This window comes from Clostridium estertheticum subsp. estertheticum (genome assembly GCF_001877035.1).
GTDB lineage: Bacteria > Bacillota > Clostridia > Clostridiales > Clostridiaceae > Clostridium_AD > Clostridium_AD estertheticum.
Map to the genome: position 1 here is coordinate 329,276 of NZ_CP015756.1, position 20,321 is coordinate 349,596.

18 protein-coding genes and 1 riboswitch are annotated in these 20,321 nt (G+C 31.8%); of the genes, 16 read left to right on the plus strand and 2 right to left on the minus strand.

The features are described from left to right. The first annotated feature begins 39 nt into the window (after window positions 1-39). Window positions 40-1,311: a M14 family metallopeptidase gene (locus tag A7L45_RS01585; RefSeq protein ID WP_071611146.1), complete on the plus strand. Its 1,272-nt coding sequence runs from the start codon at window positions 40-42 to the stop codon at window positions 1,309-1,311. Window positions 1,312-1,416: 105 nt separating this feature from the next. Here A7L45_RS01585 and A7L45_RS01590 read toward each other — a convergent pair whose 3' ends face one another. Next, window positions 1,417-3,342 (minus strand): ABC-F family ATP-binding cassette domain-containing protein, encoded by a 1,926-nt coding sequence (locus A7L45_RS01590; RefSeq protein ID WP_071611147.1) that lies wholly within the window; start codon window positions 3,340-3,342, stop codon window positions 1,417-1,419. Window positions 3,343-3,606: 264 nt separating this feature from the next. Between A7L45_RS01590 and A7L45_RS01595 the strand changes: the two genes are divergently transcribed. The 12 genes from A7L45_RS01595 to A7L45_RS01650 all read left to right on the plus strand — a co-directional run bounded on the left by A7L45_RS01595 (window position 3,607) and on the right by A7L45_RS01650 (window position 15,363). Then, window positions 3,607-4,245, plus strand: a complete 639-nt coding sequence (locus A7L45_RS01595) for a redox-sensing transcriptional repressor Rex (protein ID WP_071611148.1) — start codon at window positions 3,607-3,609, stop codon at window positions 4,243-4,245. A 143-nt stretch (window positions 4,246-4,388) separates the two neighbouring features. Further along, entirely contained in the window at window positions 4,389-5,168 is a 780-nt protein-coding gene (locus A7L45_RS01600; RefSeq protein WP_071611149.1) for a short-chain-enoyl-CoA hydratase, read from the plus strand. A gap of 64 nt (window positions 5,169-5,232) precedes the next feature. Next, entirely contained in the window at window positions 5,233-6,372 is a 1,140-nt protein-coding gene (locus A7L45_RS01605) for an acyl-CoA dehydrogenase (protein WP_071611150.1), read from the plus strand. Between the two features lie 11 nt (window positions 6,373-6,383). Further along, a complete protein-coding gene (locus tag A7L45_RS01610; protein WP_071611151.1) occupies window positions 6,384-7,166 on the plus strand; it encodes an electron transfer flavoprotein subunit beta/FixA family protein in 783 nt (260 codons plus the stop codon). A gap of 20 nt (window positions 7,167-7,186) precedes the next feature. Continuing rightward, window positions 7,187-8,194, plus strand: a complete 1,008-nt coding sequence (locus A7L45_RS01615; protein ID WP_071611152.1) for an electron transfer flavoprotein subunit alpha/FixB family protein — start codon at window positions 7,187-7,189, stop codon at window positions 8,192-8,194. 141 nt (window positions 8,195-8,335) lie between these two features. Next, window positions 8,336-9,184, plus strand: coding sequence for a 3-hydroxybutyryl-CoA dehydrogenase (locus A7L45_RS01620; protein ID WP_071611153.1), 849 nt, complete (start codon window positions 8,336-8,338; stop codon window positions 9,182-9,184). Window positions 9,185-9,438: 254 nt separating this feature from the next. Further along, window positions 9,439-10,605 carry an iron-containing alcohol dehydrogenase gene (locus A7L45_RS01625; protein ID WP_071611154.1) on the plus strand — a complete coding sequence of 389 codons (1,167 nt, stop codon included), beginning with the start codon at window positions 9,439-9,441 and terminating at the stop codon, window positions 10,603-10,605. Between the two features lie 268 nt (window positions 10,606-10,873). Beyond that, window positions 10,874-11,743, plus strand: coding sequence for a sulfide/dihydroorotate dehydrogenase-like FAD/NAD-binding protein (locus A7L45_RS01630; RefSeq protein WP_071611155.1), 870 nt, complete (start codon window positions 10,874-10,876; stop codon window positions 11,741-11,743). Beyond that, entirely contained in the window at window positions 11,743-13,125 is a 1,383-nt protein-coding gene (gltA, locus tag A7L45_RS01635) for an NADPH-dependent glutamate synthase (protein WP_071611156.1), read from the plus strand. Before A7L45_RS01630 ends, gltA begins: the two co-directional genes overlap by 1 nt. 120 nt (window positions 13,126-13,245) lie before the next feature. Then, entirely contained in the window at window positions 13,246-13,665 is a 420-nt protein-coding gene (locus tag A7L45_RS01640; protein ID WP_071611157.1) for a C-GCAxxG-C-C family (seleno)protein, read from the plus strand. Window positions 13,666-13,680: 15 nt separating this feature from the next. Beyond that, a complete protein-coding gene (locus tag A7L45_RS01645; protein ID WP_071611158.1) occupies window positions 13,681-14,562 on the plus strand; it encodes a DNA-3-methyladenine glycosylase family protein in 882 nt (293 codons plus the stop codon). Window positions 14,563-14,649: 87 nt separating this feature from the next. Continuing rightward, complete coding sequence (locus A7L45_RS01650) at window positions 14,650-15,363, plus strand: TVP38/TMEM64 family protein (RefSeq protein WP_071611159.1); 714 nt, start codon at window positions 14,650-14,652, stop codon at window positions 15,361-15,363. A 20-nt stretch (window positions 15,364-15,383) separates the two neighbouring features. On the opposite strand, the gene A7L45_RS24255 is transcribed toward A7L45_RS01650, so the two are convergent. Then, the gene (locus tag A7L45_RS24255) at window positions 15,384-16,391 is read right to left on the minus strand and encodes a TIGR01906 family membrane protein (RefSeq protein ID WP_084647316.1); all 1,008 of its coding nucleotides are present in this window, start codon (window positions 16,389-16,391) and stop codon (window positions 15,384-15,386) included. Here A7L45_RS24255 and groES point away from each other — a divergent pair. The 3 genes from groES (at window position 16,384) to guaB (ending at window position 20,316) form a co-directional block, all read left to right on the plus strand. Next, window positions 16,384-16,671 carry a co-chaperone GroES gene (gene groES, locus A7L45_RS01660; RefSeq protein WP_071611160.1) on the plus strand — a complete coding sequence of 96 codons (288 nt, stop codon included), beginning with the start codon at window positions 16,384-16,386 and terminating at the stop codon, window positions 16,669-16,671. The two genes, A7L45_RS24255 and groES, sit on opposite strands and share 8 nt — an antisense overlap. A gap of 77 nt (window positions 16,672-16,748) precedes the next feature. Next, window positions 16,749-18,374, plus strand: a complete 1,626-nt coding sequence (gene groL, locus A7L45_RS01665; protein ID WP_071611161.1) for a chaperonin GroEL — start codon at window positions 16,749-16,751, stop codon at window positions 18,372-18,374. A 177-nt stretch (window positions 18,375-18,551) separates the two neighbouring features. Then, window positions 18,552-18,649, plus strand: a riboswitch (purine riboswitch). Window positions 18,650-18,861: 212 nt separating this feature from the next. Beyond that, window positions 18,862-20,316, plus strand: coding sequence for an IMP dehydrogenase (gene guaB, locus A7L45_RS01670; RefSeq protein ID WP_071611162.1), 1,455 nt, complete (start codon window positions 18,862-18,864; stop codon window positions 20,314-20,316). Window positions 20,317-20,321: the final 5 nt, after the last annotated feature.

Below are 20,321 nucleotides of genomic sequence, written 5' to 3' on the forward strand. Positions count from 1 at the left end.
GAATAAAATGGTATCATAAGTAATTTTAGGAGGGTAAATTTGCAAACCCTAAAAATAGGTTCAAAAGGAACGGTGGTATCGGAAATACAAGCATTGCTTAATAAGTTAGGTTATGTTGTTGGAGAAGTAGATGGAATATATGGACCTAAAACTGCAGGTGCAGTAAGGAAGTTTCAGAAATATTTTGGATTATTACCTACAGGCGATGTGGATGATGATACTTATAAACTTATGAACAGATTTTTATTAGGTTATGATACTTATAGAATTAAATCAGGTGACACTCTATACCTTATAGCAAAACGTTATTACACACCACTTGAAAGTATAATTACAGCTAACCCACAAATTAATGCAAATAGATTGAGGGTTGGTGATGTAATTATAGTTCCTTACTCGTTAGATGTGGTTTATACAAATATTGATTATACTTATGAGATTATGAAAAAAGATTTAGAAGGGTTAAAAGCTAGATATCCATTTATTGAAGTTGAGAGTGCTGGCAGGAGTGAACTTGGGAAAGAACTTTATTATGTAAAATTGGGTAATGGACCAAACAAAGTATTTTATAATGGCGCGCATCATGGTATTGAATGGATAACCTCTGTACTTTTAATGAAGTTTATTGAAAATTTTGCTAAAGCCTATGCGATGGGTCAGGATATGGAAGGTTATAATGTGCGTGATATTTTTAAAAAAAGTACTATATATGTTATGCCCATGGTTAATCCAGATGGAGTGGACTTAGTCCTTAATGGTCTAGAAAAAAGTAACCCGTATTACAATGATTTAATTAAGTGGAATAATGGAAGTTTAGATTTTTCTGAAAATTGGAGTGCTAATATTCGAGGAGTAGATCTTAATCATAACTATGATGCTATGTGGCAAGAATCAAAGAATGCAGAGGCGAGTTATGGAATATATGGACCAGGACCTACAAGATATTCAGGTACCTCGCCAGAATCAGAATCAGAGTCTAAAGCTGTAGCAAATTTAACAAGAACTAATAATTTTAGATTAGTAATAGCATATCATACCCAAGGTGAACTAATATACTGGAATTTTCAAAATTTAGCAAGCTCTGAAGCTAAAGCAATAGCAATAATATTTTCACAATTAAGTGGTTATAATCTAGGTGAAACAACTGGAATTACCAGTTATGCAGGATATAAAGATTGGTTCATAGGAAAATTTAGAAGGCCGGGCTACACTATTGAAGTTGGGCTTGGAAAAAATCCTCTTCCTATAAGTCAATTTAATAAGATTTATAGCGACAACATTAAAGTTTTATTAGAGGGGGCAACGATTTAATAGTTTAATAGTAAATATGATCTTTCTCCGAAGTGACTTGCAACAAGAAACGAACAAATTATTGGAGTTCGGTTGCAAGGCACACAGGAGAAATCTTATATTTGTTTATTCTTCTTCGGAGACTGCCAATTCCCATGCTGCGTAAAGTTCTTCAAGTTCCTTTTTCACACTTAAAAGTTGATTGTTTGTTTCGACACTTCTACTTGGACTTGAATAAACTTCTTCAAGGCATAGGTCGTTGTTTAATTTTTCTAATTCTTTTTCAAGTGATGCAATTTTATCTTCTAGTTCTTTAAAATCTAGTTTCTTTTGTTTCTCAAGTTTATCTTCTTCACGCTTCTTTTTTTTATCAAAATTAATCTGAGTTTTTGACATTCCTTCTTGCTCTTCTTCTAACTTAAATCTTAGAGGATTTTTCTTTTTTTCTATATAATAACTATAATTTCCTAAATACTCTTTGAGTCCATTTTGATTTAATTCGAGTATTCTAGTAATTACCTTGTTTAAGAAATATCTATCATGTGATATTACGACAACGGTGCCATCATATCCGAGTATTGAATCTTCTAAGGCCTCACGGGACATAATATCTAAGTGGTTTGTTGGTTCATCTAGCAATAAGAAGTTTGCCTTAGATAACATTATTTTTAGAAGATTAATCCTACACCTTTCTCCACCACTTAAAGTGGATATAACCTTGAATACATCTTCTCCTATGAATAGAAATGCAGCCAGTGCAGTACGGACCTCTGTGGTAGTAAGTTTTGGAAATTCATCCCAAACTTCATCTATTATAGTTTTTTCTGGATTTAAATTTGATTGTTCTTGGTCATAATATCCAACAAAAATATTTTTACCCAATATTTTTATGCCTGTATCACTTGGTATCTGATCCATTATAATTTTAAAAAGGGTGGTTTTACCTCGCCCATTTTCACCAATAAGAGCAAATTTTTCTGACCTTTTTATGTCTAAATTTAGATGCTCAAACAATAGGTTATCTCCAAATCGTTTTGATAGATCCTCTATGTGAAGAACATCATTTCCACTTTTAATTTCTGTTTCAAATTTGATTTTAGTGTCGCGCGGATCTCGATCTGGAGAGTGAATTCGGTCAATTTTGTCCAGAGATTTTTGTCTGCTATCTGCAGCTCTTACACTTTTTTCTCTATTAAAGGATCTATATTTAGTTATAATATCCTCTTGCCTTTTTATTTCTGACTGTTGCACATTGTATGCTTTTAATTGAATTTCAAAATTTATTTTTTTTAATTCAATAAAATTTGTATAACTTCCATTATAACAATCTACATGTCCATTAATAAGTTCAAAAGTTTTATTGGTAATAGTATCTAAAAAGAACCTATCATGAGAAATTATAAACATTGTTCCTTTATATGATTTAAGGTAATCTTCCAGCCATTCTATGGCGTCTAAGTCTAAGTGATTAGTAGGCTCATCCAGTAATAGTATATCAGGGTTCTTAAGTAATAACTTGCAAAGTGCAACCCTGGTTTTTTGACCTCCACTTAATATGTTTATTGGTTTATTATAATCATCTTCTAAAAAGCCAAGGCCTTTAAGAACTCTACTTATCTTAGCCTTATAGGTGTAGCCGCCTCTGTTATTATAAAGTTCAGAGGTTAATGTGTATTCTTTAATTATCTTATTTTGATAGTCTTCCTTTGAAGCATCATAAGGTAAACTCATTTTTATTTCCAGAGCTTTAAGATTTTTTTCGAGGTTTAATAAATTGTCGAATACTAAAAGTGTTTCCTCATATATAGTATTAGTTATATCTAATGATAAATTTTGGGATAAATAACCTAGTTTTTTATTTTTATCTATAAATAATTCACCAGCATCATGGTCCAATTGTGAGGTAAGTATTTTGAAAAGTGTAGACTTGCCAGCGCCATTAGCACCAATAAAACCAATTCTTTCACCTTCATTTATACTTAAAGTTATTTTGTCTAAAATAACATCTATACCATAACTTTTGTGAATATCTTTGCAACTTAGAACTATCATCATTTTCACCTTCCCTGTAGCGTAGTCTTAAATTAATAAATATTAATTAAATCTGTTCATATATTATTGTACTATTTATATTAAAGTTATTGTAGTAAAAAGCAAATATATATAACATTAATTTTAAATAATAGTATAAAAAAGGTATAAATGGTTAATAGTGCTTAATATCTATTAAATTTGAAACAAAAGGTGATATTAACCTATAATGTGTGTTAAGATTGGTAGTATGAAATTTATGATATTCACAGAGGAGTGTAAGTCGTGGAAAGAAAAAAAAATATATCGATGGCAGTTATTCGAAGATTGCCTAAATACAATAGATATTTAAAAGAACTTTTAAGGACTGATGTAGATAGAATATCCTCAAAAGAGCTAGGAGAGAGAATTGGCTTTACGGCATCTCAAATTAGACAAGACTTGAACTGCTTTGGGGATTTTGGACAACAGGGATACGGTTATAATGTTAAAGAATTATTAAATGAAATTAATGGCATATTGGGGCTAGCAAAAGAATATAAAATGATAATAATAGGTGCTGGTAACATTGGGCAGGCTATTGCCAATTATACCAATTTTGAAAGGTTAGCTTTTAATTTGGCAGGTATTTTTGATGTTAATCCAAAGCTAATAGGACTTAAAATTAGAGATGTCGAAGTAAAAGACATAGATGAATTAGCAGGTTTTCTCAAAGCTACGCCAATAGATATAGGAGTAATCTGTGTTTCGGAAAATAGTGCTCAAACAGTTTGCGACATGATGGTGTCAAATGGGGTTAAGGGAATATGGAATTTTGCACCTGTGGATTTAGAAGTACCTAAAGAAATAATTGTTGAAAATGTACATTTGAGTGAGAGTCTCTTAACGCTCAGTTGTTTAATGAATGATAGGACATATTCTTAAAAAATAATTATTTCTTGTTGATATAATTATCACAAAGATATATAATGTAATTGAGGCAAATGGCCTCATATTCATTTAGGTGTATTTGTTATATTATTAACAAATAGTTAATAAATAGATTAATTCGTAAGGAGTGGATTGTTGTGGAATACAAAAATATTGTTCTTCAAATGGAAGACAAAGTTGCAGTACTTACAATTAGTAGACCAAAAGCTCTAAATGCATTAAACTCAGAAACATTAAAAGAGCTAGATTTAGCAATAGATGAAATTGCTAATGACGATAAGATTTACGCAGTAATTATAACAGGAGCTGGAAAAGCATTTGTTGCAGGTGCTGATATCACCGAAATGAAAGATCTTGATGTAATGGGTGGTAGAAGATTTGGAAATTTAGGAAATAAAGTGTTTAGAAAATTAGAAACACTAGAAAAACCAGTAATCGCAGCAGTAAATGGTTTTGCTTTAGGTGGAGGATGCGAGCTTTCTATGGCTTGTGATATTAGAATAGCATCTGTAAAGGCAAAATTTGGTCAACCTGAAGTAGGACTTGGAATAACACCTGGTTTTGGAGGGACTCAAAGACTTTCTAGACTTGTAGGACTTGGAATGGCTAAAGAATTAATATACACAGCTAAGATTATTAATGCGGAAGAAGCATTAAGAATTGGACTTGTTAATAAAGTAGTTGCGCTTGAAGATCTATTAGTAGAAGCTAAAGCACTTGCAAATACAATTGCAGGACAAGCACCTATTGCTGTAAGTCTTTGTAAAGCAGCAATTAATAAGGGAATGCAATTAGACATAGATTCAGCACTTTCATATGAATCAGAGATATTCGGAGAATGTTTCTCGACTGAGGATCAAAGTAGTGGAATGACAGCATTTATCGAGAAAACTGAAAAATGCTTTAAAAATAAGTAATTTAAGTACTTTGTTAAAATACAGGTAGCTTAGCTACCCCAGAGAATAGCGAGGAGGAAGGTTCATGAATTTTACATTGACAAAAGAACAAGAATTTGTAAAACAGATGGTAAGTGAATTCGCATTAAACGAAGTTAAACCTTTAGCTGCGGAAATAGATGTTACAGAAAGATTTCCTAGCGAAACAGTAGAAAAAATGGCTAGATACCATATGATGGGTATTCCAATAGCAACTAAATATGGTGGCGCCGGCGGAAACAATTTATCATATATTATTGCTGTTGAAGAATTATCAAAAGCATGTGCAACAACAGGAGTTATATTATCAGCTCATACATCATTATGTGCAGGTCCAATAGATGCTTTTGGAACAGAAGATCAAAAAATGAAATATTTAGTACCACTTGCAACTGGCGAAAAATTAGGAGCTTTTGGATTAACTGAGCCTAATGCTGGTACAGATGCGTCTGGGCAACAGACTACAGCAACTTTAGACGGTGATAACTATATATTAAATGGTTCAAAAATATTTATCACAAATGGTGGAGTAGCAGATACATTTGTAGTTTTTGCTATGACTGATAAAACTAAGGGAACAAGAGGAATTACAGCTTTTATAGTTGAAAAAGATTTCCCTGGATTCTCAATAGGTAAACATGAAGATAAATTAGGAATAAGAGCATCATCAACAACTGAGCTTGTATTTGAGAACTGTATAGTTCCAAAAGAAAACATGCTTGGAAAAGAAGGAAGAGGTTTCGGTATTGCAATGAAAACTCTTGATGGTGGAAGAATTGGAGTAGCTGCTCAAGCTCTAGGAATCGCTGAAGGAGCATTAGACGAAGCTACTAAATACATGAAAGAAAGAAAACAATTTGGAAAACCACTTGCAGCATTCCAAGGACTTCAATGGATGGTTGCAGAACTTGATGTTAAAATTGAAGCTGCTAAACTTTTAGTTTATAAAGCTGCATTTAATAAAGATGCTGGTTTATCATATACAGTAGAAGCTGCAAGAGCAAAATTATTTGCATCAGAAACTGCTATGGAAGTTACAACAAAAGCTGTTCAAATCTTCGGAGGATATGGATATACTAAAGAATATCCATTAGAAAGAATGATGAGAGATGCTAAGATAACTGAAATATATGAAGGAACTTCAGAAGTTCAAAGAATGGTTATAGCTGGAAATCTATTAAAGTAGGAGGAAATTAAATGAATATAGTTGTATGTTTAAAACAAGTTCCGGATACAAACGAAGTTAAAATAGATCCTAAAACAGGAACCCTTATAAGAGAAGGAGTTCCATCAATAATAAATCCAGATGATAAAAATGCATTAGAAGAATCATTAAGATTAAAAGATGAACATGGTGCGCACGTGACTGTAATTAGCATGGGACCACCTCAGGCAGAAAAAGCATTAAGAGAAGCTTTAGCTATGGGTGCTGATGAAGCAATACTTGTATCAGATCGTGCATTTGCAGGAGCAGATACTTTAGCTACATCACATGCACTTGCTGCAACTTTAAAGAAATTAGACTACGATGTAGTATTTGCTGGAAGACAAGCAATTGATGGAGATACAGCGCAAGTTGGACCAGAAATTGCAGAACATTTAAATCTTGCACAAATAACATACGTTGAAAAAGTTAACGTAATTAAGGGCGGATTAAAAGTTAGAAGAGCTTGGGAAGATGGATATGAAGATATAGAAGTTAAAACTCCTGTTCTTTTAACAGCTATAAAAGAATTAAATGAACCAAGATATATGAACATAAAAAACATTTTTGAAATGTTCCAAACTAAAGAAGTAAAAGTTTGGAATGCAGCAGATATCGGAGCAGACATAGCTGTTCTCGGACTTAAAGGTTCACCAACAAAGGTTAAAAAGTCAATGACTAAAGAACCTAAGGGAAAAGGCGAATTAATACAATTACCAGCAGCAGAAGCTGCGTTATATGCAGTTTCTAAATTAAAAGAAAATCACTTTATCTAAAATGTAGGAGGGAGCAATCAATGAATATAGCAGATTACAAAGGCGTATGGGTCTTCGCTGAACAAAGAGACGGAGAACTTCAAAAAATTTCTTTCGAACTTTTAGGTAAGGGACGAGAAATTGCAGATAAATTAGGAGAAGAATTAACAGCTGTACTACTTGGCGATAAAACAGATGATATGGTTAAAGAACTTGTAGCATTTGGAGCTGATAAGGTAATAGTTGCGAGTTCTCCACTACTAGGTCATTTTACAACTGATGCATATGCAAAAGTTATATGTGATTTAGCAAATGAGAGAAAACCAGGAGTAATATTTGTTGGAGCAACTTATTTAGGAAGAGATTTAGGACCAAGAATATCAGCAAGACTTTCAACAGGTTTAACTGCTGATTGTACTTCATTAGATATAGATACAGAAAACAATAATTTAATGATGACAAGACCAGCATTTGGTGGAAACCTAATGGCTACTATAGTTTGTGCAGATCATAGACCACAAATGGCTACTATTAGACCAGGAGTTTTCGAAAAATTAGCTAGAGATGCTTCTAGAACTTGCCCAGTTGAAAAAGTTACTGTAAATTTAAAAGAATCAGATATCAGAACTAAGACTATTGAAGTTGTAAAAGTTGCTTCAGTTTTAGCTGATATCGGAGAAGCTAATATTATAGTATCTGGTGGTCGTGGAGTTGGAAGTAAAGAGAATTTTGCTTTACTTGAAAGACTTGCAGCTACTTTAGATGGTGTAGTCGGAGCATCAAGAGCAGCAGTTGAAAATGGTTGGATAGATAAAGCAGTACAAGTAGGTCAAACAGGAAAAACTGTAAGACCAACTGTATATATAGCTTGCGGTATTTCAGGAGCAATTCAGCATTTAGCTGGTATGCAAGATTCTGATTTCATAATAGCTATAAATAAAGACGCAACTGCACCTATCATGAAAGCTGCTGATGTAGCAATAGCTGGAGATTTCCTTAAAGTAATCCCAGAAATGATAGCTCAAATTAATACATTAAAAAATAAATAGGTTTATTTTATAATAGTAATTTAGGAAAACTTGCTTTAATGCTAAAAAGTAGTATTAAAGTAAGTTTTAAAAAAGTATACTACGTCTTGTTGTAACTAAAATAAGATTTTTAAAATAATAAAATTTAAGGGGTGTGTTTTTATGAAAAAGATTTTTGTACTTGGCGCTGGAACTATGGGAGCAGGTATCGTTCAAACATTTGCAGCTAATGGATGCGAAGTAATAATGAGAGATATTAAAGATGAATTCGTTGATAGAGGACTTGCTACAATTAAAAAGAACTTAGAAAGATCAGTTAAAAAAGAAAAAATAACTGAAGCACAAATGGAAGAAATACTTTCAAGAGTTACAGGAACTACTGATATGAAATTAGCAGCAGACTGTGATTTAGTAGTTGAAGCAGCTGTAGAAATTATGAAAATAAAGAAAGAAATTTTTGCAGAACTTGATTCAATCTGTAAACCAGAAACTATTTTAGCATCAAACACATCATCACTATCTATAACTGAAGTAGGAGCTGCTACAAAGAGACCTGATAAAGTTATAGGAATGCATTTCTTTAATCCAGCTCCAATGATGAAACTTGTAGAAATAATCAAAGGAATGGCTACATCAACTGAAACTTTTGATGCAGTTAAAGAAATTGCAATTGCTATAGGTAAGGATCCAGTAGAAGTTGCTGAAGCTCCTGGTTTTGTTGTAAATAGAATATTAATTCCAATGATCAACGAAGCTGTAGGAATTATGGCAGAAGGTATAGCATCTGCAGAAGACATAGATAAAGCAATGAAACTTGGCGCTAATCATCCAATGGGACCTCTAGCACTAGGAGATCTTATAGGTCTTGATGTATGTCTTGCTATTATGGATGTTTTATATACTGAGACTGGAGATACTAAGTACAGAGCTCATAGCCTTCTAAGAAAATATGTTAGAGGCGGATTACTTGGAAGAAAAACTAAAAAAGGTATCTTTGATTATTCAAAATAAGATATTAATTTAAACAAATAAGATAGAAGGCATTATAACCTAAAAATGGTTATAATGCCTTTTTTACTATTTTTATATATAATATAGAGAAATATAAACAAAATGTAAATGATTTCAAAAGTTAACAAATAGGATATTGACTTTATACTAAAAGTGATATATTATTAACAATATAAAGTATAAATATAAAAAAGTGGTACAAGCTTTATATGTAAAAATACATATGATTACATTTAAAAATGGAGGGATATATAATGAATAGATTTACATTGCCAAGAGACATTTATTTTGGAGAAAATTCTTTAGAGGTATTAAAAACCATAAAAGGTAAAAAAGCTGTAATAGTTACTGGTGGAAGTTCTATGAAAAAATTTGGATTTTTAGATAAGGTTGAAGCTTATTTAAATGAAGCCGGAATCGAAGTTAAACATATTACTGGAGTGGAACCAGATCCTTCAGTAGATACAGTTATGAACGGCGCAGCAGTTATGAGAGAATTTGAGCCAGACTTAATAATTTCAATCGGTGGTGGTTCACCAATTGATGCAGCAAAAGCTATGTGGATTTTCTATGAATATCCAGAATTCACTTTTGAGCAAGCAGTTATACCATTTGGTATTCCAGACTTAAGACAAAAGGCTAAATTTATAGCTATACCATCAACTAGTGGAACAGCATCAGAAGTTACAGCATTTTCAGTAATTACTGACTATAAAGCTAAGATAAAATATCCTTTAGCAGATTTCAATTTAACTCCAGATGTAGCTATAATTGATCCATCACTAGCTCAAACAATGCCAGCGAAATTAACAGCGCACACAGGCATGGATGCATTAACTCATGCACTTGAGGCTTATGTTGCAGGACTTCATTCTTATTTCTCAGACCCACTTGCAATGCAAGCCATAACTATGATTAAGGATAATTTAGTAAAATCATTTGAAGGTAATGTAGAAGCAAGAAATGAGATGCATATGGCACAATGCCTTGCTGGAATGGCATTTTCAAATGCATTACTAGGAATATCTCATAGTATGGCGCATAAAATAGGTGGTGTATTCCACGTTGAACATGGTCTTGCAAATGCAATATTACTTCCACATGTTATAGATTTTAATAAAAAATCTTGTGGAGATAGATATGCTACAATCGCTAGAACATTAAAACTTGCTGGGAATACAGATGATGAATTAATAAATTCATTAACTGATATGATAAGAGATTTAAATAAGACTCTAAATATACCATTATCTTTTTCTGAAAATGGTATGACTAAAGAAGAATTTGATGCTAATTTAGACTTTATAGCTGAGAATGCTTTAAAAGATGCATGTACAGGATCAAATCCAAGACCAATAAATTTAGATGAGATGAAAAAAGTATTAACATGTTCATTTACTGGTGAAAAAGTTAATTTCTAATATGAAATTAAATAATTATTGTAAAAGTTTTGTAAATGTACATTAGTTAATAATTAATAATAGACAGATAGTAATAGCATTGGTAAGCTATGATCTTCACTATCTGTCTATTATAATATAAAATTTTATTATAAATTAAATTTAACGTTTTAATATATTTTAGATTTTTGTGGTAAAATAAAGATAGTATAAATATATTAACATAATTAAAATTTCAATGTGGTACATAAGTAGGATAAAGTAATAAAAAGATGTGGGGGGTAAGTAAATGTATAAAATAGTTGGAAAGAAAGCATTAGCACCACAAATATTTTTAATGGATATAGCGGCGCCAAGAGTCGCTAAATCAGCACAACCTGGTCAGTTTATAATAATAAAAATGGATGAAAAAGGCGAGAGGATACCTTTAACAATAAGTGATTTTGATGCCGAAAGAGGTACAGTTACTATAGTTGTTCAAACTATAGGTTGCTCAACAAAAGAAATGGAAAACTATGAAATTGGGGATTCATTTTCAGATTTCGTAGGACCACTTGGACAAGCATCAGAATTAATGAGTGAAAGTATTGAAGAGTTAAAGAAAAAGAAAATTGTATTTGTAGCAGGAGGTCTTGGAACTGCTCCAGTTTATCCTCAGGTTAAATGGCTTAACTCTCAAGGTGTAAAAGCAGATGTAATAATAGGCGCTAAAGCTAAAGAATATGTAATTATGGAAGAAGAAATGAAGAAAGTTGCGGGAAATGTATATCCATGTACAGATGACGGTTCTTATGGATATAAGGGACTTGTTACAAATAAATTAAAAGAATTAGTTCAAAATGAAGGTAAAAAATATGATTTAGTTGTTGCTATTGGACCAATGATAATGATGAAATTTGTTTGCAAATTAACTGAAGAACTTGGTATATCAACTATTGTAAGTATGAATCCTATTATGGTAGATGGAACAGGAATGTGTGGAGCCTGCAGGATTACTGTAGATGGCAAAACTAAGTTCGCCTGCGTTGATGGACCAGAATTTGATGGTCATAAGGTTAATTTTGAAGAAGCAATGAGAAGACAAGCGATGTACAAAACACAAGAAGTTTCTAAAAATGAAGGCATTAAAGCCGGATGTGGTTTAGGAGGTACTAAATAATGGATAAAATGAAGAGAGTCCCAATAGAAGAGCAAGATCCGAAAATAAGAGCTACTAATTTTGCAGAGGTATGTTTAGGATATACAGAGGATGAAGCGGTTACTGAAGCTACAAGATGTTTAAATTGTAAAAAACCAATGTGTGTTAGTAAATGTCCGGTTGCAATAGATATTCCGGGTTTTATTAAACATGTTAAGAATAAAGAATTTGTAGAGGCAGTTAAGGTGATAGCTAAATATAGTTCACTTCCTGCGGTTTGTGGTAGAGTCTGTCCACAAGAAACTCAATGTGAGAGCAAGTGTATCCTAGGAATAAAAGGAGACGCAATAGCTATAGGTAAACTTGAAAGATTTGTAGGGGACTACTCAAGGGTACATAATGTCGATCTTTCAGAAACTAAACCTAAAAATGGTATTAAGGTTGCAGTGGTAGGAAGTGGTCCATCAGGACTTACTTGTGCAGGAGATTTAGCAAAAGCTGGATACGATGTAACTATTTTCGAGGCACTTCATGAAGCTGGTGGAGTTTTGGTATATGGTATACCAGAATTTAGGCTTCCAAAAGAAACAGTAGTAAAACATGAAGTTGAAAATGTTAAAAAATTAGGCGTCAAATTAGAAACAAATGTTATTGTGGGACGAACTGTAACAATAGACCAATTGATGGAAGATGAAGATTTTAAAGCTGTATTTATTGGTTCGGGTGCAGGACTTCCAATGTTTATGGGAATACCAGGAGAAAATTTGAATGGAGTATTTTCCGCTAATGAGTATTTAACTAGAAATAATTTAATGAAAGCATATAAAGAAGGATATCAGACACCTATAAGAACAGGCGAAAAGGTTGCTGTTGTAGGTGGAGGAAATGTTGCTATGGACTCTGTGCGTACAGCAGTGAGACTTGGAGCAGAAGGACACATAGTATACAGAAGATCAGAATCAGAACTTCCTGCAAGAGTTGAGGAAGTACATCATGCAAAAGAAGAAGGGGTTATAATGGATCTACTTGTTAACCCAATTGAAATCCTAGGTGATGAAAAAGGTAATGTTACAGGAATGAAGTGCATAAGAATGGAGTTAGGTGAGCCTGATGCCTCGGGAAGAAGAAGACCTATGGCTATTGAGGGTTCGGAATTTATAATGGATGTTAATACAGTTATAATGTCTCTAGGGACATCACCAAATCCATTAATACCTTTGACAACAGAAGGGTTAGATATTAACAAACGTAAGTGCATAATTGCAGAGGATGAAACTGGATTAACATCTAAAAAGAATGTATATGCTGGTGGAGATGCAGTTTCAGGAGCAGCTACAGTTATACTAGCTATGGAAGCAGGTAAAAAAGCTGCTAAAGCTATAGATGAAATGTTAACAAACTAATAAACTCAATTTAAATAACTCCATAAACAAAGGTTTATGGAGTTGTTTTTTTTAAAATAATAAATTTTATTACCATTTTCTGAAATACTATAATAAGGCTAAATAGTAGGAGGTTAATGTATGTTAATTAATAAAATAAATAAATATCATACTAAGGAATATAATCTTAACTGTGCTGAGGTAATGATTTATTCTGCTAGTGAGGAATATAATTTAAATTTAAATAGCGAAACATTTAAAACTATGTCATCTTTTGGTGGTGGAATGGGTATTGAAAGCGTATGTGGAGCAATAACAGGTTCTTTAGCTGTTATAGGTATATTATTTACTAAAGTAAAAGCACATGAAGGAGATAGAGTTAAAAAGCTATGTCAGGAATTCTTTAAAAAGTTTGAGGCTAAGCTCACCTCGAATAATTGTACAACACTTAAGGCAAAATATAGAAAAGAAGACGTTGGTTGTATAGTTATGATTGAAACAGCAGCGCAAATATTAGATGAAATTGTGATTCGTGAATTACAGCTTAATAATAAGGCTTAAGGAAAGGAAAAAACTATGGATTATAAAAAGGTTGAATCATTTGATAAGGGTATTATCATAAAAGGTGTAGATAACTTCGAATTAGCCCATATATTCGAATGTGGGCAATGTTTTAGATGGAACAAACAAGAAAGCGGTAACTATATAGGTGTGGCATATGGAAAGGTAATAGAAATAGAAAAAAATGAGATGGAAGTAAAAATATACAATATAAATGGGGAAGAATTTGAAAAAATTTGGTGTGATTATTTTGATCTTAAAAGAGAGTATACGGTTATTAAGGAAAAATTTCGAAAAGATCCACTTCTTGAAAGATCAGTTAACTTTGGTTATGGGATTAGACTACTTCAGCAGGAACCATTTGAACTTACAATATCATTTATAATTTCTTCGAATAATAGAATACCTATGATAAAAAGAGCTATAAACAGGTTAAGCGAAAAATGGGGAAAAGCAATAGAGTATAAAGGCGAAACTTACTATACATTCCCAACAGCAGAAGAATTAGATAAAGCATCTATAGAGGAAATTCAAAGCTGTGGTCTTGGTTTTAGATCTAAATATGTAAAGGATGCAGTGCATAGAATATATGAAGGTGAAATAAACTTGGAATTTATTAAATCATGTGATGATGATATTTGTCACCAAGAATTACAAAAACTAAGTGGTATTGGACCAAAGGTTTCTGATTGTATCATGTTGTTTTCCATGCAAAAATATTCTGCTTTTCCAGTGGACGTATGGGTTAAGAGAGCAATGCAGTTTTTTTATTTAGCACCAGATGTGTCACTGCCTAAAATAAGAATTTTTGCTAGAGATAAGTTTGAAAACTTAGCAGGTTTTGCACAACAGTATTTATTTTATTATGCGAGGGAAAATAATATTAAAATAGAATAAATTAATGAAAATTAAGCAAAATAACAAATGAGATATAAAGGTATGGACTACTATTGAACCTTATAAAAATGAAGAGGATGGAGAACTATGAAAAGAGCATGGGATTATATAAGGATAAAGCTGTTAAGACATAAACAACATATAGTAATAATAGCGATTTTGTTGATTTTCATATATTTAGGGTATGAGTATTCTTTTAAGTACTCGTATATAATAAAAAATCCTAATATGATGAAAGAAATTGTTCTTTCTTACGGTAATTTCAGTGTTTTAGTCTTTATACTTATGCAGGTTTTACAAGTAGTAGTTTTTTTTATTCCAGGAGAATTTATACAAATTGCTGGGGGATATATTTTTGGTGCTTTTTGGGGTGGAATGATATCCCTAATTGGGATTACTTTAGGAAGCATAATAGTATATCTTATTGCTAAGGGCTATGGCAAACCATTAGTAGAAAAATTGATGTTAAAAAAGGAAATAAAATTTTTTAAAAAAATATTAGATGCGGGAAGTAAAAAGATTGTTGTATTAATGTTTTATTTAATTCCTGGAATACCTAAGGATGCACTAGCGTATATATGTGGAGTATCAAATATTTCTTTTAAAGATTTCTGTATATATTCAACACTAGGCAGAATTCCAGGAATTTTTATATCAGCTTATTTTGGGGGAAAAATATATTCAAAAGATGTTAGAAGTTTAATAACTATAGGCGTAATAATGAGTTTTTTATTCTTAATAGGAATTTTAAAAGGTAATGTTATAATTAAAAATATTATTAAAAAGAAAAAAATATATTAAAATCACATCCCTTATCAATATTATAAAGAATGTGATTTTTTAGTTTTTTTATATATAAAACTTAACGTTATACTGCATATGGTGATTAAAAAAATCATTAATATAGCACAGTGAAAGAAAAAACTCTGCGGTAGGATTGTTATTATCGGGTCTGATTTGATATCAAAGAGCCAGTAATTATTGTTAAAGAAGATGTGGTGAAAAGTTGTAAAACTTTTATCGAAATTAACTAGGAATGGTATAAGTAATAGCATCGGTATGACGATAAGTGAAATGGAACTAGTTAATAGATATCTTATTGTTTTTAGTTTTTTATTTATAAGTATTCCTATAATACTTACTAATAGTGAGAAAAATAGCATTATTTTGAGTTTATCAAAGATTAACTTAACTTCTTTAAAATGAATTTTACCATGAATAGATGATGGCAGTGTTGGAAGATTAAATTCTTCGTTTGTATTTTGAGTTATATATGTGATAACATAATTATAATTTGATTTTAATTCGCTTTTATTTAAGCCCGAAGAATTTTCGATATTTAGTATTCCAATATCCATATAATACAAGGGTTTAAAAAGCAAAGTAAAATATACACTCAAAATTAAAAAAGAAAATATAAAACTCGAAATAAAAACCGCCTTAGATAAGGACTTAATAAAGGACTTTATGTTCTTAATAATAAAGGTTACAGAAAAGCAGTTAATAATCGATCTGTTTAAAACATTCACAAAATCACCTCTATTAGTAAGTATAACTGATATACATAAATGTATACAAGAATAAATAAATTCATAAAAATCGCATAAATTGGGATGGATAAAGCAAATGAGAGAATAACTGTGAAATACGGTGGTTATAAAACATAATTTCTTTGTATGGTTATAAATGGAATAATATGTAGACTGATTGAAGTTGCTATTATACTGAATATTAATTATCATATAAGTTATAGAACATATTAGCACTCGGATACACTGAGTGCTAACAAAAGGAATAAAAATATAAAAGGAGGGGTTTAAAATGAACATTAGACCACTTAGTGATAGGGTATTAATTAAAAGATTAGAAGCAGAGGAAACTACGAAAAGTGGAATAGTTCTTTCAGGAGCTTCAAAGGAAAAACCGCAAGAAGCTGAGGTTATTGCAGTAGGACCAGGAAAAACAGAAGATGGAAAATTAATTAAAATGGAAGTTAAAACAGGGGATAAAGTATTATTCTCTAAATATTCAGGAAATGAAATAAAATATGATGGTATTGATTATATCATATTAAAACAAGAAGAACTATTAGCTATAATTGAGAAATAATATTTAATTAATTGCAAAAATGATTAAATACTATTATTAATTATATTTAATCATTAACGCACAAGGAGGGTTTTTAAATGGCTAAAAATGTATTGTTTGGAGAAGAAGCAAGAAGAGCTATGCAAAGAGGTGTAGATAAACTTGCAAACACAGTAAAAATAACACTAGGACCCAAAGGTAGAAATGTTATTTTAGATAAGAAATTTGGATCACCATTAATAACAAATGATGGTGTTACTATAGCAAGGGAAATAGAACTTGAAGATCCGTTTGAAAATATGGGAGCACAACTTGTTAAAGAAGTTGCTACGAAAACTAATGATGTTGCAGGAGATGGAACAACTACAGCTACATTACTTGCTCAGGCTATAATAAGAGAAGGTTTAAAAAATGTTACAGCTGGAGCTAATCCAATGATGATTAGAACTGGTATAAAAATGGCTGTAGATAAAGCAGTTGAAGAAATTAAAAAAGCTTCTAAACCAGTAAGTGGTAAAGAAGATATAGCTAGAGTTGCATCTATATCAGCTAGTGATGAAGTAACAGGGGCTTTAATAGCTGATGCTATGGAAAAAGTAGGTAATGAAGGTGTTATAACTGTAGAAGAATCAAAATCTATGGGAACAGAACTTGACGTAGTTGAAGGAATGCAGTTTGACCGTGGATATTTAAGTGCATATATGGTTACGGATACAGAAAAGATGGAAGCAAATCTTGAAGAACCATATATTTTAATAACAGATAAAAAAATAACTAATATACAAGACATACTTCCAATACTTGAGCAAATTGTTCAACAAGGTAAAAAATTGTTAATAGTTGCAGAGGACATTGAAGGGGAAGCTTTAAGCACATTAGTTGTTAACAAGTTAAGAGGAACCTTTACTTGTGTGGGAGTTAAAGCTCCAGGTTTTGGTGATAGAAGAAAAGAAATGCTTCAAGATATAGCAACTCTAACTGGTGGAGAAGTTATAAGTGAAGAATTAGGAAAAGAATTAAAGGATGTTACTGTTGAGATGCTTGGAAAAGCTGAAAGTGTTAAAATATCTAAAGAAAACACTACAATAGTAAATGGAAAAGGCGATAAGACCGCAATACATGATAGAGTATCTCAAATTAAAAAACAAATTGAAGATACTACATCAGATTTTGATAAAGAAAAATTGCAAGAAAGACTTGCTAAACTTGCAGGAGGAGTAGCTGTAATAAAAGTTGGAGCTGCTACTGAAACTGAATTAAAAGAGAAAAAATTAAGAATAGAAGATGCACTTGCAGCTACAAAAGCAGCAGTTGAAGAAGGAATAGTTCCAGGTGGTGGAACAGTTTATATTAATGCAATTACTGAGATTGCTAAATTAACTTCAGATGTATCAGATATTCAAGTGGGTATTAACATAATAAAAAGAGCTTTAGAAGAACCATTAAGACAAATAGTTACCAATGCTGGTGCAGAAGCTTCAGTTGTAATAGAAAAAGTTAGAGAAAGCGCTGGAGAAATTGGATATGATGCATTACATGATAAATTAGTGAATATGAATAAAGCAGGAATTGTTGACCCAACAAAAGTTGTAAGATCAGCACTTCAAAATGCGGCATCTGTTTCAGCAACATTCTTAACAACAGAAGTTGCAGTTGCAGATATTCCAGAGAAAAATCCAGCACCAATGGGTGCACCAGGAATGGGAATGGATGGAATGTACTAAGAAAAAATAATATTCTAATTAATTAGAATAAAATATATTAGAATAGGAAGATTAACTAGATTATATTTAGTTAATCTTTCTATTTTATTAGCATAAAAATAAGTTTTTAATATGTAAACGAGCAAGCGCAAGATAGTTATTGACAAATCTTTAAAAATTAACTATCATAGTTATAATAGCTACAAAAACAACTCTACTCATATATCCCTTGAATACGGCAAGGAGCATCTACGGTCAGCCTTAAATTGACCACTATGGGTAATTTTAGTATGAACTTATTTTAGGTATGCTAATTTTACTTTGATTAAAGTAGGATTAGTATGCTTTTCTATACTTTATACCTTATTTATTAATATTGTATATATATATGGGTTTATACCAATTATAAAAATTAATATAAGGAACATTTAATTAAATATAATATCATTTTTGATATGATGTTTAATTTTATGTACCTAAAATAGAAGTACGAAGGGGTGTTGATTAAATGGCAAAGATATTAAAACAAGCGTATACATTTGACGATGTATTGTTAGTCCCAAACAAATCTGAGGTTTTACCTAGAGATGTTACTTTAGGTACCTACCTTACAAAAAAAATAAAACTTAATATACCACTAATGAGTGCAGCGATGGATACTGTTACTGAATCTAGAATGGCTATTGCTATGGCTAGAGAGGGTGGAATAGGTATTATACATAAAAATATGAGTATTGAAAATCAAGCTATTGAAGTTGATAGAGTTAAAAGACAAGAAAATGGTGTAATTACAGATCCATTTTTCTTATCACCAGAAAACCTTCTAGAAGATGCTTTAGAATTAATGAAAAAATATAGAATATCAGGAGTTCCAATTACAACAGATGGAAAGCTCGTTGGAATAATTACTAATAGAGATATAGTCTTTGAAACTGATTATAGTAAAAAGATTAAAGATATAATGACAAGTGAAAATTTAATTACTGCACCAGAAGGAACAAGCATGCAAGAAGCTAAGGAACTTCTTAAAAAACATAAAATAGAGAAGTTACCTTTAGTAGATAGCAAAAATAATTTAAGAGGTCTTATAACTATAAAAGATATAGAGAAAACTTTAAGATTCCCAGATGCAGCAAAGGATTCTCGCGGAAGATTGTTATGTGGCGCAACAGTTGGCGTAACTGCTGATAAGATGGATAGGGTAGCAGCCCTTGTAAAGGCTGGCGTGGATGTAATAACTATAGACACAGCTCATGGTCATTCTTTAGGAGTACTAGACGCTGTACGTGAAATAAAGGCTAAATACCCAGAGCTCCAAATAATTGCAGGAAATATTGCAACTGCTGCAGCAACTCGTGATTTAATTGAAGCAGGAGCAGATTGTGTAAAGGTTGGTATAGGTCCTGGTTCTATATGTACTACAAGAATTGTTGCAGGCGTAGGTGTTCCACAACTTACAGCAGTTATGGATTGTGTTGAAGAAGGAAATAAATATGGAATTCCTGTAATTGCAGATGGCGGTATAAAATATTCAGGAGACATAGTTAAGGCGTTAGCAGCAGGTGCTAAGGTAGTAATGATTGGATCTATGTTCGCAGGTTGCGAGGAAGCACCAGGAGAAATGGAAATCTATCAAGGAAGAAGTTATAAGGTATACAGAGGCATGGGTTCTCTAAGTGCTATGGCTTGTGGAAGTAAGGATAGATATTTCCAAGAAGGAAATAAGAAGTTAGTTCCAGAAGGTGTAGAAGGAAGATTACCTTTTAAAGGAAGCGTTATAGATACAATATTCCAGATGATCGGTGGGATAAGGTCTGGTATGGGATATTTAGGTTCAGCGACACTTGTACAATTGTTTGAAACTTCAACATTTGTTGTTCAATCTTCAGCTGGATTACGTGAAAGTCATCCACATGATGTATCAATTACAAAGGAATCACCAAACTATAGCGTTAACAGCTAGAATAG

Coding starts and splice junctions, on each gene's coding strand:
- A7L45_RS01590 (WP_071611147.1), bottom strand. CDS start 3,342: ATGATAGTTCTAAGTTGCAAAGATATTCACAAAAGTTATGGTATAGAT.
- A7L45_RS01605 (WP_071611150.1), top strand. CDS start 5,233: ATGAATTTTACATTGACAAAAGAACAAGAATTTGTAAAACAGATGGTA.
- A7L45_RS01610 (WP_071611151.1), top strand. CDS start 6,384: ATGAATATAGTTGTATGTTTAAAACAAGTTCCGGATACAAACGAAGTT.
- A7L45_RS01615 (WP_071611152.1), top strand. CDS start 7,187: ATGAATATAGCAGATTACAAAGGCGTATGGGTCTTCGCTGAACAAAGA.
- A7L45_RS01620 (WP_071611153.1), top strand. CDS start 8,336: ATGAAAAAGATTTTTGTACTTGGCGCTGGAACTATGGGAGCAGGTATC.
- A7L45_RS01625 (WP_071611154.1), top strand. CDS start 9,439: ATGAATAGATTTACATTGCCAAGAGACATTTATTTTGGAGAAAATTCT.
- A7L45_RS01630 (WP_071611155.1), top strand. CDS start 10,874: ATGTATAAAATAGTTGGAAAGAAAGCATTAGCACCACAAATATTTTTA.
- gltA (WP_071611156.1), top strand. CDS start 11,743: ATGGATAAAATGAAGAGAGTCCCAATAGAAGAGCAAGATCCGAAAATA.
- A7L45_RS01640 (WP_071611157.1), top strand. CDS start 13,246: ATGTTAATTAATAAAATAAATAAATATCATACTAAGGAATATAATCTT.
- A7L45_RS01645 (WP_071611158.1), top strand. CDS start 13,681: ATGGATTATAAAAAGGTTGAATCATTTGATAAGGGTATTATCATAAAA.
- A7L45_RS01650 (WP_071611159.1), top strand. CDS start 14,650: ATGAAAAGAGCATGGGATTATATAAGGATAAAGCTGTTAAGACATAAA.
- groES (WP_071611160.1), top strand. CDS start 16,384: ATGAACATTAGACCACTTAGTGATAGGGTATTAATTAAAAGATTAGAA.
- A7L45_RS24255 (WP_084647316.1), bottom strand. CDS start 16,391: ATGTTCATTTTAAACCCCTCCTTTTATATTTTTATTCCTTTTGTTAGC.
- groL (WP_071611161.1), top strand. CDS start 16,749: ATGGCTAAAAATGTATTGTTTGGAGAAGAAGCAAGAAGAGCTATGCAA.
- guaB (WP_071611162.1), top strand. CDS start 18,862: ATGGCAAAGATATTAAAACAAGCGTATACATTTGACGATGTATTGTTA.